14 protein-coding genes are annotated in these 14,795 nt (G+C 58.3%); all 14 read right to left on the reverse strand.

Translation table 11 applies throughout. The annotated features are described in order from the left end of the window. Nucleotides 1-22 precede the first annotated feature (22 nt). A complete protein-coding gene (locus ACSEXS_RS09235; protein ID WP_438432866.1) occupies nt 23-1,936 on the reverse strand; it encodes an ABC-F family ATP-binding cassette domain-containing protein in 1,914 nt (637 codons plus the stop codon). A 4-nt stretch (nt 1,937-1,940) separates the two neighbouring features. After that, nucleotides 1,941-2,972, reverse strand: a complete 1,032-nt coding sequence (locus ACSEXS_RS09240; RefSeq protein WP_438432867.1) for a M42 family metallopeptidase — start codon at nt 2,970-2,972, stop codon at nt 1,941-1,943. A 155-nt stretch (nt 2,973-3,127) separates the two neighbouring features. Then, entirely contained in the window at nt 3,128-3,394 is a 267-nt protein-coding gene (locus ACSEXS_RS09245; protein WP_438432868.1) for a hypothetical protein, read from the reverse strand. Between the two features lie 256 nt (nt 3,395-3,650). Continuing rightward, entirely contained in the window at nt 3,651-3,956 is a 306-nt protein-coding gene (locus ACSEXS_RS09250) for a Dabb family protein (protein ID WP_438432869.1), read from the reverse strand. Between the two features lie 99 nt (nt 3,957-4,055). Beyond that, nucleotides 4,056-5,600 carry a DUF6382 and FHA domain-containing protein gene (locus tag ACSEXS_RS09255; RefSeq protein ID WP_438432870.1) on the reverse strand — a complete coding sequence of 515 codons (1,545 nt, stop codon included), beginning with the start codon at nt 5,598-5,600 and terminating at the stop codon, nt 4,056-4,058. Next, complete coding sequence (locus ACSEXS_RS09260) at nt 5,597-6,127, reverse strand: A24 family peptidase (protein WP_438432871.1); 531 nt, start codon at nt 6,125-6,127, stop codon at nt 5,597-5,599. The genes ACSEXS_RS09255 and ACSEXS_RS09260 overlap by 4 nt, the downstream gene beginning before the upstream one ends. A gap of 69 nt (nt 6,128-6,196) precedes the next feature. Beyond that, nucleotides 6,197-6,832 (reverse strand): hypothetical protein, encoded by a 636-nt coding sequence (locus tag ACSEXS_RS09265; protein WP_438432872.1) that lies wholly within the window; start codon nt 6,830-6,832, stop codon nt 6,197-6,199. Nucleotides 6,833-6,884: 52 nt separating this feature from the next. Beyond that, the gene (locus ACSEXS_RS09270) at nt 6,885-9,146 is read right to left on the reverse strand and encodes a hypothetical protein (RefSeq protein ID WP_438432873.1); all 2,262 of its coding nucleotides are present in this window, start codon (nt 9,144-9,146) and stop codon (nt 6,885-6,887) included. Nucleotides 9,147-9,160: 14 nt separating this feature from the next. After that, a complete protein-coding gene (locus ACSEXS_RS09275; protein ID WP_438432874.1) occupies nt 9,161-10,192 on the reverse strand; it encodes a hypothetical protein in 1,032 nt (343 codons plus the stop codon). A 28-nt stretch (nt 10,193-10,220) separates the two neighbouring features. Continuing rightward, on the reverse strand, nt 10,221-10,427 hold the full coding sequence (locus ACSEXS_RS09280; protein ID WP_438432875.1) for a Flp1 family type IVb pilin: 207 nt from the start codon (nt 10,425-10,427) through the stop codon (nt 10,221-10,223). Between the two features lie 19 nt (nt 10,428-10,446). Then, nucleotides 10,447-11,226 (reverse strand): type II secretion system F family protein, encoded by a 780-nt coding sequence (locus tag ACSEXS_RS09285; protein ID WP_438432876.1) that lies wholly within the window; start codon nt 11,224-11,226, stop codon nt 10,447-10,449. 26 nt (nt 11,227-11,252) lie between these two features. Continuing rightward, nucleotides 11,253-12,164, reverse strand: a complete 912-nt coding sequence (locus tag ACSEXS_RS09290; protein ID WP_438432877.1) for a type II secretion system F family protein — start codon at nt 12,162-12,164, stop codon at nt 11,253-11,255. Then, the gene (locus tag ACSEXS_RS09295; protein ID WP_438433118.1) at nt 12,161-13,354 is read right to left on the reverse strand and encodes a TadA family conjugal transfer-associated ATPase; all 1,194 of its coding nucleotides are present in this window, start codon (nt 13,352-13,354) and stop codon (nt 12,161-12,163) included. Before ACSEXS_RS09295 ends, ACSEXS_RS09290 begins: the two co-directional genes overlap by 4 nt. A gap of 28 nt (nt 13,355-13,382) precedes the next feature. Further along, the gene (locus ACSEXS_RS09300) at nt 13,383-14,549 is read right to left on the reverse strand and encodes an AAA family ATPase (protein WP_438432878.1); all 1,167 of its coding nucleotides are present in this window, start codon (nt 14,547-14,549) and stop codon (nt 13,383-13,385) included. Nucleotides 14,550-14,795 lie beyond the last annotated feature (246 nt).

A 14,795-nucleotide genomic window follows, 5' to 3' on the forward strand; every position in this document is an offset into this window, starting at 1 on the left:
GAATTTGCTATTGCTTGGGTCGTCAGGGGTTGGACAGCTGCTCGATCAGCTCGGACAGCTCGGTCCAGCGCTCCATCGCCCGATCCAGCTCTTCGGTGGTCTTGCGGTCCTCTTCGAAGAGGTCCCGCACCTTGTCGTAATCGCTGCCGGAGGCTTCGATCTGCCGCTTCAGCTCGGCGCTCTTCTCCTCCAGCGCGGCTATCCGGTCTTCGATCTCGTCCCATTCCTTCTGGTCCTTGTACGAGAGCTTGCGCGGCTTGTCGTGGCGGCTGCGGGTATCGGACTGCCCGGCCGCAGAGACCGCGGCCGAAGACGGAGCCGAAGCGGCCGTTTGCTGTTCGCGGGCGGACGCTTCCAGGTACTCGCTGTAATTGCCCTCGAACTTGCGGATTCCGCCCTTGCCGTCGAATACGAACAGCCGGTCCGCCGTCCGGTCGAGGAAATACCGGTCATGGGAGACCGACAGCACCGCACCGGGAAAGTGATCGAGGTAGTCCTCCAGCACCGACAGGGTTTGAATGTCCAGATCGTTGGTCGGTTCATCCAGCAGCAGAACATTCGGTTCCCCCATCAGGGTGCGGAGCAGGTACAACCGGCGCTTCTCTCCGCCGGACAACCGGGAGATCGGCGTCCACTGCTGCGGCCCGGGAAACAGGAAGCGCTCCAGCATCTGCGAAGCCGTAATCGTCTCTCCGTCCGCCGTATGGATGACCTCGGCCGCTTCCTTTATATATTCAATGACGCGGAGGCTTCCGTCAAGCTCTTCATTTTCCTGGGTGTAAAACGCGAGCTTGACCGTCGAACCGGTATCGACTGTTCCTTCGTCGGGCGCGAGCCGGCCGGCGATGAGATTCAACAGTGTCGTCTTGCCGCTGCCGTTCGGTCCGACGATGCCGATGCGCTCGCCGGGCAGTACGATATGCGTGAAATCCTTCACCAGCATGCGGTCGCCGATGCGTTTGCCGACTTCGTTCAGCTCGACGACCTTCTTGCCCAACCGGCTCCCGGCGAGAGCAAAATCCACCGCCTCGTCCGGCCGTTCGGTCTTGCGGTCGCGCAGCTCTTCGGCCCGGTCGATCCGCGCCTTCTGCTTGGTGGTCCGGGCCTTCGCTCCCCGCTTCAGCCATTCCAGCTCGCGGCGCAAGAGATTCTGCCGTTTGGCCTCCGACGACGCTTCCTGCTCCTCGCGTTCCGCTTTCTTCTCCAGGAAGACGGAATAATTGCCTTCGTAGACGAACAGCTTGCCGCGGTGCAGCTCGAAGATGCGGTTGGTGACCCGGTCGAGGAAGTAGCGGTCGTGGGTCACCAGGAGCAGGGCTCCCCGGTATCGCCCGAGCTCTTCCTCCAGCCACTGAACGGTCTCGTTGTCGATGTGGTTGGTCGGTTCGTCCAGCAGCAGCAGGTCGGCCGGATGGATGAGGGCGCTCGCGAGGGCGACCCGCTTGCGCTGTCCGCCCGACAGCGCCGCCACTTCCTTGCCGTACTCGCGGATGCCGAGCTTGCCGAGAATCGTCTTCGCCTGGGCTTCCGCTTCCCAGGCCTTCTCCGTGTCCATCCGCTGCTGGACGGCGAACAGCTTTTCCTGCTTCCGGGTATTCGCCGGATCGCTCTCCAGCTCCGCGAGCGCCGCTTCATACTCGCGGAGCGTGCGCATCAAGGGATTGTCGCCGCGGAACACGTGTTCCAGGACGGTGATGCCGGGGGCGAATTCCGGCGTCTGGGCGAGGTATTCGATCCGGTAATCCTTGGCGTGCAGGGCCCTGCCGCCGTCCGGCGGCTCCAGTCCGGCGATCGCCCGAAGCAGCGAGGACTTGCCGGTTCCGTTCACGCCGATCAGGCCGACGCGCTGTTTGTCTCCAATGGAGAAGGAGATGGAATCGAACAGCACCTTTTCCCCGTAGCTCTTGGTGAATTGCTCAATGTTCAGCACGCTCATCGGCTCACTCCGTTATATACGCCGCAAGCAGCGCAATCGTATTCCACAAGGCTTCCTCATGCGTGCGCTCCATGCTGTGGGAGGCATGGACGCCCGGGCCGATCAGCGCCGCGCGCAGGTTGCTGCCACCTCGGAGAGCGGCCGATGCGTCGGAGCTGTAGCTCGGGTAGATATCGACGGCAAAGGAAAGGCCGTCGCGTTCCGCCAGCCGGATCAGCTTCGAGGTCATCTCATAGTCGTAAGGCCCGGATGAATCCTTGGCGCAGATCGAGACGTCCTTCTCCGTACAGGACAGGTCGTCGCCCATCGCGCCCATGTCCACGGCGAGCAGCTCGCGGATCTCCTCCGGCATATAAGAAGCGCCGTGGCCTACTTCTTCGTAAGTCGTAATGCATACCTTCAAGGTTTTCTGTGGAGTCAGGCCCTCCCGCTTCAACAGCTCGAGCAGCCCGAGCAAGCAGGCTACACCGGCCTTGTCGTCCAAGTGGCGGGACTTGAGATAGCCGTTCTGCCACTCCGTGCGCGGATTGAACGAGATGATGTCGCCGACGCGGATGCCGAGCTTCTGCACATCCTCGCGGCTAGACACGTCCGCATCCAGGCGGACCTCCATGTTGGCTTCCTCGCGCTTTTGATCGCGGGCGTCGGCATAGACGTGAACCGACGGGTGTTTGGTGAGAATGGTGCCGGTTACAACCTTCCCTTCGCGGGTATGAACCTGCACGTATTCGCCTTCGATCGAGTTCATCATGAAGCCGCCCAAGGAGGTCAGCCGAAGCCGGCCGTTCGACTTGATCGAGCGAACCATCGCTCCCAGGGTATCCACATGCCCGGTCAGGCCCAGCACTTCCTCGCCTTTCCCCGGAACGGTGAGGATGCCCATTCCCTTCGGTGTGGTTTCGAAGGCGACTCCCAGCTTTTCCGCTTCCTCCCGAACTTTCCCGATGGCGCGATGAGCATATCCCGTCGGACTGGGAATGGCCAGCAGGTCCTCCAGCACTGTCTTGACATAAGCTTGATTGATCCGATTCTTCATCGATTCCGCTCCTTCGCGGCGATGGCGCCGCCCCATGATGACCCGCATACAGCAAAACAGTGTAGCGCCCCCGAGAGGGACTACACTGCGTGACCTCTTTTATTGTCCGGGGAAGGAGGCCGAGCCGGCCGGCCCCGTTCACCGGGCTCTATTGTTCAAGCAGTCGGTAAAGCATTGCCCATCATCGGGGTCTTAACCAGGTTAATCCCGAATTGGGTGATTTTAGCGACTAACTGACCATTCTCCGCTTTGAACCGAATGAGTCCTTTATCAGCCAGGTACTCCAGCGCGAAAAACTTCTCCGGATCCCGATCCTCGAGGTTTCCCGGAATGAGCGCCTTCTTCCCTTTCTCGGTAAGGTGGAATTGATAAAGCTCATCCAGCATATCCATTCTCAGCTTCTTCCGCTTTTCCGAAGCCATGGCGTTTCACTCCCTTATCGACACATGTTAGCCCCCATAATGAGATGAAATTCTTCACTAAAAAAACTTCAGTATCTATGATATATGAAGTTGACCGCCACGTCAATTGTATGTACAATAGTGGGCAAACTTTTTGGGACAATCGAAAATGATCCGAAACCGCGATTCGACAGCCAGACAGCCTTTTTTGGCAGATTTGTCAAGGAAGGGTGTCACATCTTCCCGCATCCCGTCGAATCAACAACTCCCCGCTCTGCTAGAGATCCTTCGGTTCCGATTCATAATCGACGGAGACGGAGGGCTCTCTCAGCGCTTCTTTCATATACGCCAATACCTTCTGGTGCTCCGGGTGAACCTGATAAGCATCCAGCGCTTCCCGGGTCGGGAACTTGGTAACCAGCGCTATATCGTAAGCTCGGCCTTGGGGAATGACGTTGATTCCGGCTTCCAGCTCCAGCAGGTCGGGAATCTTCCCTTCCATGTCGAGCAGAACGCCGCGGGTTCGCGCTAAGCCTTCCGGGCTCGTATCCTTCAAGCGAAAAAAAACAAGGTGAGTGATCACTGTGAGCAGCTCCTTTCGTCGTCGCTTTGCCTATCGAGGCATCGGCAAGCTTTGAACTCTCATCAGTAGTATACCACTTCCTTGTACACAATCAAATCCTTACCCCCGAAAGAACAGGACAATTCCGGCCAGCTCCAGGCAGTCTCCTTGCGTTAAGGGATATTCTTTAAAAGGAATGAGCGCGGTACCGTTAAGCTGTGTTCCATTCTTGGACCCCAAGTCCCGTATGAAGCAGTCCCGTCCCGTTCGGATGACCTCGCAATGCTGGCGGGACAATTCCCGAAGCTCTCCGCTCGCCGCAGGCCATTCGGGCGAATCGCGGCCGATTAGAAGGCCTTTATCCGGAATGGATAATCGGATCGACTGACGCTCGCCTTCCTTGCTCTCCAGAAACGGATCGGGCTCCGCCTCTGCAATGGCAGCCGGTTTCTTCAGCAGCACCGTGGCATTCGGGTCGGACAGCAGTACGGTTCGCTCGGAGAGATCCGAATCGATTTCCGGGTGCAGCGCAGGCGGCGTCAGAGGTGTCGTGAAGACCGCCGGAGAAGGCTGCAGTATGCGGTTTCCTGGACGTACGGGGCTGTTCGCCGCTTCGAAAGCTTCGTTCGCCTCCGCCGATTGCGGCTTGCGCATCAGATGATAGCCGACGGATGCGACGAACACGGTGAGCCCTGCCGCGATATAGAGCGCCGTTTCCGATAACAGCCAAGCATAAGCTCCCCAGCCGGCGAGTAGCGGAAGGGCCAGCGTCAACAAAGTGCGGTCCGACAGCTTGGCTCTCGACGGCGTTTCAGACGGAGAGGAGCCCGGGTCTCCCTTCCCTGACGCAGGCGTCTTTCCCGACGCAGGCGGCTTCTCTTCCGATCCGGCTGGAGCCGGGTGGAGCTTGCCCGATTCCGGCGAACGGGAGGGATCGAAGACGGGGGACGCTGCAATGCCCGCAGGACGGCGCGATTGGTGGAGAGATGCCGACTCGGAGTTGGTACCGGCCTGAGACATTTCGCGAAGGACGCCCGGCTCCGGCGCCCCGGCGGAATCTGTCAACCCGGCAGATTCCGCCATCCTCGACGCTTGCAGCGCCGCGAGCAGCTTTTGTTTGTACTCGGCGGGCGGAGCCTCCCGTTCCAGCAGTCCGTGAAGGGCTTTTGCAATTGGTCCTTCCAGCTCGCCGCTTATGGAGATAAGCGACCGCACCAATCGGTTCCAGCGGGTTGTCAGGTCGGGCTCCCCGTCCATGCGGGAGAGCGGCAGATAAACCAGTTCCAGGCTGCGGATTTCCCCATCGGCATAAATGTGGTCCGGCTCCAGCACGAAACGGTGAGCCTGCAGCAGGTAAGCCAGCGAATGATCCAGAATGAACACGATGTCGATTAGCAGCCGGGCCATTTCGTCCGCCCGCAGCGGGTGAAAGCGCAGCTCCTGGGACAAGGGTCTTTTGGCCGTATAATTGTAGAAAAGCGCGATTTCGAGGTCCTGTTCTTCCGCTGAGAAGGGCAGCAAGCCTTGAATCGGGCTCAGCTCGAGCATTTTCCGCTCCGTTGAGTTCAGGTCGGCTGCCGTCAAGGGACGCTCCGCTTGCCGCAGCACGAGCGAGTGCCCGTTCCTCTCCACCTGATCCCAGATCAACCCGTGAAGCTCGTTCATAGAACGCTCCACCCCTTTCCCGCCAATTGGTCGACAATCATCAGCAAGACCGCCGGAAGAACGGCATACATAAAAGGAAACCTCAGCATATTCTTCTGCCCGGCGGAGGTTAACACTTGGAAGTCTCCCAACCGGACCATCGACAGGATGGAATAGCCGATCCGCTTCAAGCCGGGCCGCAGAAGTTTCTTGGCCGCGAGGATGCCGATTCCGATGAGTCCGGCGATGAGCAGAGCGTAGATAGCGCAGTTCAGTGCAAACGCTCCTCCCGAAATGGCTCCGATCGCCGCAAACAGCTTCACGTCTCCTCCGCCAAGCGCACCGATCAGATACAGCAGGAACAGCGGAACAAAGCCGACAGCAAGTCCCAGGAGCGAGCTTCCCGCCCCATGCAAGCCTCCGCTGATTCCTTGAAGGAGAATTCCGGCCCCCGCCCCCGACAGGGTAACCCCATTGGGTATCCGGCTGCCGCGCAGATCGGTGTATGCGGCCGCCATGACAAGCGCCCCCAGCAAAATCCAACTCATGTTTTTCCTCCCCGATTCCGTTGTTGCCTGGCACTTGCAAAAATCCTCATATCCGATGCGGTTCGGTTGTTACTCCCGCTTGCCAACCCAGGCCCGTTCCATCGCGCTCTTGCGAATGGTAATGGTCTTGGTCAAGAACGGGATGGGCAGCCGGTACTCGTATTCCACGCTTACGCCGAACCAGGGCTCCTTGTCCGCGTTCAGATCGGGCAGAGTGACCTTGGTAATGCGGAAACGGTCCTTTTGCAGCACTCGATTGTCCGCATAATGCCAGACGATAGGCTTGAACGCAGCGTTTAACACCGGGTCCACGTATTCCTGCACAATTCCGTCGGCCGCCGCCTGTCCCCTGGCTTCCAGCTCCATCCGGCTATTCCGCTCCCATTCCACCAGTTCAAGCAGCGGCTCGGGAATCAAAGCGGCGTAATTCTGTGCGCCTTCCTCCGCTTGAATGGCCGCTTGGCGCGCCGATTGGATTTGGCCGATGACGGAGTTCAGCACCTGCACCGTCTTCGTTCCGCCCAAGGCTTGCTTGGCTTCGGCATAGAGGCGATCAATCGGAGCGTAATGTGTGGACACTTCCTTGACCGTTTCGGAAGCGGCTCCTTGCACCTTGATTTCGACGATCGAGAGACGGAGCAAGGCATGAAGAGCCAACAGAAAGGCAAGGAAGAACGGCAGCAGAATGGCCGCCTCCAGCGTCAAGCTGCCCTGAGTGCCGCCGAGAAAAGACCGTTGCCCGGTCGAACGTTTCCGTTTAATACGTCATCACCGCCGCCGCTTCGACCTGAAAGAGCCCGCCGGGCGCTCCCTTCCAAGCCTTGCCCAATGTCGCTGCCACCTTCGGCAAGAACCACAGCCTAAAGGAGGACTGCGCGGTCGCCTTTACGTAAGTCGTTTGATGGGCCAAATCCAGTCCGGTATTCAGCTCGATCAGTCCTTGTATCCTCGCCATCATCTTCTTGTCGCTGCTGTGCAGCAGGAAGAACAGCCGCAGAAAATCCGCATACGTCACTGTCACCGCGGGCATTTTCTTGATAAGCGGAATGGCTTTTCCGTCCGTCAGCTTCTCCATATCCCGAACCGCTTGTCCGGCTCCCTCCACGGCCGCCACCAGCAGGACCAAGAGGGGCGAGCCGACGTTCAGCAGTTCGTTCTTCGGATCGAGCATCGCCTCGGTGGTGCGGATGCCGAACAGAAGCAGATACATCTCTCCGTAAGCCGCGGCATTGTTCTTTTGGCAGGAGTTAAAGCCGTAGAGGATGTACTCCCCTTCCTGACCGGCCAAGGGTCGGTTGGCGTACGAGCTTAGATCCGCGGTTCGGTAGGAGAACCGCTGCATCGCATACTCATTCAGATAAAGCTCCCCCCGGGCGCTTGCCAATAAATTCTGTACCCGCTTGCCGAAGGAGAGCGCCTTCTTGATATTCGTCCGGGCTGTCGAGTCGTCCGCACTCTGCAAACCGCCGGTTCCTTCCTCGATTGAGCCGGCCTGGTTCAGCCGCATGTATTTGCCGTATAAGCCGGCATCCCCATTGTCGCCGGTTCCGCTTAGGCGCCGGTAAGCTTCACTGTTCGTATCGGTACAGGTACCGGCGATGGAGGAGGACCCGCTAAGCAGCTTTTTTAGGTCGGATTCCGCGTTCTTCTGCTGCTCGGTTTGATTCTTACGCTTGGCCATGCGGGCCGTCTCCAGCGGTTCCTGCCTGGCGATGAACTGGTCGGCCAGCTTCGCTACTTCTTCGCGCGCTGTTTTGAGCGAGTCGTAGTCAGCCCCTGTGAAGAACGCGGCTGCTTTCCAGTGAATCGCCAGCGCCGAGAAAGAGGACACCGCCTTGCCGCTGTCGATCTGGTAATGCATGAAATAATCGTCCGACAGCACCGGAACCGCTTGATAGATCCTTGAAGCGGTACTGTCTCCTGCGGTCTCCGCGATTAAGCGCTCCTTTTCTTTGCGCAGCGAAGTGTTCAGATTCTGGGCGATTCCGATTTCCTGATTGAGCTCCCGTCCAAGTCGGGTCAGCTCGGTTTGGTCGCGCTCCATCTCCGAACGGGAGGCTGCCGCTTTAACCGCATAGTCCGCCAGGTCCTTAAGCAGCTGCTGTGCGCTCTCTTTCCGGCGATCCAATTCGTTCAAGGAGGACCGCAGCTCGGACATCTGACTATCGAGCGCTGCGATGGAGCTTTGCAGCTCTTTAATTTTCGCGGCATTTTGTTTGGCGTGCTTCTTTAGCTCGGTAAGCGAACTTTGCTGCTGCTGCATCGAGATCGCCAAGCTTGTAAGCGAATTCTGAGCCGCCGTAATCGATTGCCCGATTTCCGAAATCGACTTCTCTACCTCTACTGCCGTCGTCAGGCCGGTTTTATCGGAGAGCGCCTTCAATTCCTCCAGCTTGCTTTCGTAACCGGCGGCAGTGCTCTTGGCTTTTTCGCTAAGCTCACGGGCTTGCTTCCAGCACTTGTCCAGTTGGTTGTTCAGTTCCTCCCAGCGCTTCTCCAGATCGGTGGAATGGTCATACAGCTCGGAAGCGGAATCCATCCCTTCCAGGGAACCGGGCTTGCGGAATTTGTCCACCAGTCCCAAAGCAAATTCAATCGGGGCTTGATACTTCATGTCCTCATTGACCTGGTCGCGAAGAATCTGTTGATTCCCCAAGCTGTAGAGGGGCGAGACGGAACCGCTGCCCGCTTGATAGGCGATGTCGAGGTAGGCGAAACCCGTCTGCCGGTCCTTCGCGACGAAATTCCGTTCCAAAATGGAAGCAAACAGCTCGTTCATCTCGGCTGTATCGTCGTCCCGGCCAAACAACCCATACTCTCTCAAGGGAGTCTCGTATTCCGACATGACCGAACGAGCGGCCGCCTTGACCGCCCGCTCCGTCTGCCGTTCCGCCAATTCATAGCGAACCAGGTCGATGAGAACGGCGTGAAAGAGGAAGACCGGAAGCAGAATCGCGATCAGATAGACCGATACCGAACCGTCCTCCTTGACGAACAGCCGCTTTAACCTCCGCCGCATACCGATCTCCCCCTTTACAATTGATGGATGACGACGGTAATGCCGTTCTTCTCTAGTTCTGCACGCAGGGAAGGAGTCAGATCGGCACCTTTGTTGTTTCGTTTGATCTGGAAAAAATGCCAGACGCAGCCTTTGATTTCTCCCCGCTTGATCAGCTCAACGTCCTTTTTAATTTCTTCCAATGCCAACTCCTTCCTTAAATTATATTTGGCATCGTGAGCAATTCCATCCGAGTCAATAGCATCATACCTACGTTCAGTTCCAATTGGATAAGTCTTAATAACTTTAGGCTTTCCGTTCACCAACTCTTGAATATAGATCTTCGCATCATTTTCCTCGTCTATATAGGGGGCCGGTTTATCTTCCGAAAAGGCGTCCAGGGAGCCAACCTCGTCCTTCTTGCTCAGGTAGTCGCGGAGCCGTGAGGCGTAACCGGTCAGCAAATCCAGATTGCGCAGGAACTCGGCAGGCTCCGCGATATACGATACCGCCGCCCCCCGCGTCTGCCTGTCTGGCATCAAGCTTACGAGGAAGCTCGGGATACCGGCATCCCGATGCAAGTCCGCCTGAACGCTTCTCTCCAACAGGGAACTCCGATAGGTCAGTTCCCCGCCGATGTCCGCCGACAAGGTCTTGGCCTGCACGTACAGCTTCCGCTGGTTAAGGGTCAATCCTCCGTTACCTGACGCCGGAACGGCCAGCTTGCCGGAGGAGTTGCCGGATAAGCGGAATAACGACGAAATCTCCCCGAGCGACAGCCTCCAGTACAACCCATCCCTTTCAGGGACCGGATAAGCCCCGGTTACCGGATCGCGATAGGAATTGTCCCAATTGAAGGCCGCCCGCTCGGCTGCCGCATCCGCCCGAAGCTCCAGCTCCGACGTTCTCCAGACGGACAGCGCGATGAACAACAGCAGGAAGGTCAGCAGCAGGATGAGCGGATAGACCATAGCGGCTTCCAGCGTCACGCTTCCCTCTTGTTTATTCAGGAAGGTTTCGGTGTTGGAACGAAGCAAGGCTCTCGGACGGGCAAGGAGATTCTTCATAGGCGGTTCTCCCATGCAAATTGCAAAATTATTTTCCTGAAGGAGCTGGAGTACTCGGATTATCGGTATTTTTGAAGATCTCCGTATTCGTATCATCAAAGATTTTATTAACCCACTTAACAATCCACTTGCGGAACGCGATGGCGATCAGAACCAGAACCGCCAGGATAAGCAGCAGCTCGAGCGTGCCCAAGCCCTCTTCATTCTTCCAAAATGCCGACAGCATCTTTTTCATCGTCAAATCCCTCGTTTCATTAGAATTGCATCATAACTACCGCAGGCGCGGCGACGATGACGGTCACGATCAGGAAGATAAGCACCATGGGAAACACCAGCTTCGACGAAGCCTCTTCTCCCATCGTCTTCGCTTGCGCCTTCCTTCGCTCCCATAGGCTCCGATTCAGCTCCCTCAGGCTGGTTACGAATTCGTCTCCGCCCCGCCGATAGTTCAGAAGAATCGTATTGCTGAAGAGCGAAACCTCCTGAACGCCGCACCGCTTGCTGAAATTCTCCAGAGCGATGGGCAGCGAAACCTGATTCTCCATGTCCTGCCGAAGCCGGACAAGCTCTCTATCGAGAGGGGATTGCTCTGAAGGGTCGTCGCCGATCCGGCCGAAGCCCTTCATTAATGCCTGCTGTACCGTTTCCCCCGCATTCACGAGCAGCACGACCTGGTTCAGCAGTTCGGGAAGCTCGGTGATCACACACCGCTTCTTCGCCTCAATCCGTTTGTTCAATTGAAGATACAGCACGATGGGGAGCGTGCAGGCCAGCAGCAGCGCACCGGCAAGCAGAGCGCTGTCGCCCAAAGCGGCTCCAAAACCGGCGGCCAGCAGCATAGAAATTAAGGTCTTGGATAGGGCATCCCGGATAAACTCGTGCGCCCGGTCTCTGCCGGGCTCGGGTCCTTCCAACTGAAGGAAAGCCAACTGAATTTTCGTATACAGAGAGGGAAAGCGAGACTCGACCTTAAGCATCCGCATGATTCGCTCGGTTGCCGGTGCGAGTCGGTCCCATAGCGTTTTCGAAGCCAACGGGTACCCCCTTCTTCCTTGCGCGATTAGATGTCCAGGTTCATCCACTTCTGACTGATCCAGAAGCAAAAGAGCAGCGCCGCCAGACTTACGGTCATGATGGCGATCCCCCTCGGGTTGCCGTATAACGGCTGCATGTAATCGGGAGAGCTGAGGGACAGAAAAGCCACAATCACCAACGGAGCGCAGCTCAAGATGCGCGATTCGAATTTCTTCTGGGCCATCATCACGGCGATCTCCTGCTTGACCTCGATTTTCTCCGCGATGATTTGCGAGGTTCGGCGGACGACCTCCACCAGATTGCCGCCGGTGCGTTTGCTGACCGCAAATACTCCGGCGAAATTCACCACATCCTCCAAGCCGCTGCGCTCGGCGAAATCGCGAAGCGCCTCCTCGACGGTAATGCCGTGGTCCATCCGGCGAACGACCCGCTCCATCTCCCGGATAATGGGGGTGTCGGGGTGAGGATAAATCAACAGCAGATCGCGGGATACGCTGCGGAAAGCATTCTCGACCGATTGGCCGGCCGACAGCAGGGAAGACAAGGAATACAAGGCTTGCTTGAACTGCATGTTCAATTCTTCGCGCCGCTTCCTGGCGACTTGAACCGCCCGTCGCTTGGGATACAACAACCCCGCGAAGAAGAATGCCGCGGCCGCGAGCCAGCTATGATAGAACAGCATGGCCAGCAGCGAGGCGGCAAGCCCGGCTCCCATCCACGACAAGGCGTATTCCTTGCGCGTCAGCCGGTAGCTGCGGTAATCCCATTCGCCGGATGCCGGCGTTCCTTCGGTTTTTGCGGAAATGTCCGGCATCTCCACCGCCGCCGCTGCTTCCTCGGGCTTGGCGGCAGCTCCTCTTCCCTTCAGCCGGCCAGCCGCGACCCGCCCGCCCAACAGCAAAATGCAAAGAACCAATAAGCCCATGGCAAGCTTCACCCTACGTCCATCCTCCCTTCGGAGAAAGACGTCCCGGCGAATTCAAGCTTGCGCGCGTATACAAGCGGATTGCCGGTACGGACGAGCCCGGGAGGTTTTCCCGAAACTTCTTCGTACAGGTACAGCGGATTCAAGCGGATTTCTCCGTCCTCGACTCCGAGGACCTCGTGAATCTCGGTAACCCTGCGCGATTTGTCCCGCATGCGGCTCAAGTGAATCAAGATATCCAAAGCGGAGGCAATCTGCTTGCGGACCACGGCGAGCGGGAGCTCCGCGCCGCTCAGCACCATGGTCTCCAGGCGGCTCAGCATATCCGCCGAAGAGTTGGCGTGCCCCGTACTGATGCTGCCTTCGTGGCCGGTGTTCATGGCCGACAGCATGTCGAGCGCTTCCGCTCCCCGGACCTCCCCCACCAGGATGCGGTTCGGCCGCATCCGGAGAGAGGACCGGATTAAATCCCGAATGGAGATTTCCCCCCTTCCTTCTGTGTTCGCGTTGCGGGTTTCCAACCCGACGAGATTGGGAATGTTGCGGATTTGAACCTCCGCGGAATCCTCAATGGTGATGATTCGTTCGTCCGCCGGAATGTAACCGGCAAGCGCATTGAGGAATGTCGTTTTGCCTGAACCTGTACCACCTCCAATAAAAATATTGTACTTGCCCTCCACCAGCTTCTTCAGATCCTCGGCAGCTTCCGCCGTAATCGCACCCTTGGCGATCAGGTCGCCGATGGTCATCGGATGCGGCGGGAACTTCCGGATCGTCATCGTCGGCCCCTTAAGCGCGACCGGGGGAAGCACGACGTTCACCCGCGAGCCGTCGGCGAGCCTGGCATCCACGATCGGGCTGCTCTCGTTCACCGTCCGGTTCACCTTGGCCACGACGGCCTGAATGACATCCTCGAGCTTCTGCCGGCTCTCAAACCGGTCCTCGCAGCGGGTGACGATCCCAGCCCGTTCGATGAAGATTTCCTCGTGGCTGTTGATCATGATCTCGGTGATCGTCGGATCTTCGAGAAGCGGTTGCAGGATGTCCAAGCCCCGGAAGGAATGAAACACCCGCTCCACCAGTTTCCGCTTCTGGTCGGCGGAGAGGTGGCTGTGCCGGGAGAGACGAAACACTTCTTCTTCGATGGCCTCCCGCAATTCCCCGTCCGACTTGGATGAACCGCCTTCGAGAAAACCGAGCATGCGAGCGCGGATCTCCATGGCCGCTGCTTCAAGCACGGGCGAATTCCTCCTTTTCGGCAAAATAGGCTTGGACCGCTCCTGCAAGCAGGTCCTGGAAGCCCGGGTTCAACAGCTGGGCGGGCGAAGCGACATTCTTCCATTCCGGCACATACGGAAGGCGAAAGGCCGGAACCAGACCCGCCGCCGCTTCTTGGCTCATTCCCGGCGCTCCCGTGAACCGGTTGACGCCGAGCACGATGCGGTCCTTGAACGGCTCGCCGAGCCGGCCGACCCATTCGACGATAGCCCTGGCGGTCTTCTGGGACGAAACCGCATCGTCGGTAATCAGCCAGAGAACCGCGTCGCTGCTCCGCAAGGCGGCCTCGGCCCGTTCATCCAGGGATGCGGGCAGATCCAGCACGATATACTGATAGCCGGCAGCGCGCATCCCGTCGATCAAGCCGGAAGTCTCTTCCCTCGTCAAGGAGTGGATATCGCCGCTGTGCGCGAGGGACTCGACGGAGAACAACCCGGACTTGGGGTCCGACTGAACCAACGCCCCGAGACGGGTAGACAAGCTCTTCGGGTCCGTCTTCGCGTAATAGAGCAGTCTGCCGTACCGGTCTTCTTCGCTCGCTTCCGCAAACGGATGCTCCGATTGAAACTCTTCCAGGCTGGCATACAGGGTCCGGCTGCCGTAATACGCCAATCCGGCTGCGAGATTCCAGGCCGCCATCGATTTACCGCAGCCGCCTGCTGCGGAATAAACGGCAACCGTCCGAGTGGATGGTCCCGGGCGTCCCGGTTCCTCCTTCAGCCGTTCGGCGGCGATCGTCCGCAAGGCGGCGGTCAGTTGATCGAGCGGCTGGTACTTGGCGACGAACGGAATTCGTTGGGCCGGCTCAGCCGTCCGAGCGAGCGGGGCTTCGCCAAAGTCGCAGCAAACCGCCGCGAATTCCGCCAAGGTTGCCAACTCGCCGGTAAACCCGCCGCCCACCAGCAGAAGATCGAGCGTGCCCGACTCCGCGTGGTAAGCCTCCAGCGCTTCTTTTCGGGTAAACGCCGCGAGCCGAAAAGCCTTCGCCGTATCGCCCCCTTCGCTGCTCCGAAAATAAGCCTTCAGCGGCTCCAAATATTCCAAATCCCGATCCAGCACACCCAGCCGGATTTGCCGCATGCGGTATCCCTCCTGATCGATGATCTGCTCCAAGCTCAAGCCATGCTTTTCCCGCACAGGATGGACTAGAAGACGAAGTGCCAGTACTGGGTAAGAACAACCCCCATCGCCAAAGCCACAAACATGAATTTAAAGCGGTCGCGAAACCAATGCTCCACCTCGAACGCCTCCTTCCGGCCGGTTCGACAAAAGAAAAAACGCCGCCAACACAGAGCCTAAGCTTCTGTATCGGCGGCGCTTCCGCACGAAGAATGAAATTGGTTTGAGTATATCACATCAACCGGA

It is taken from the genome of Gorillibacterium terrae, from assembly GCF_051594785.1.
GTDB lineage: Bacteria > Bacillota > Bacilli > Paenibacillales > NBRC-103111 > Gorillibacterium.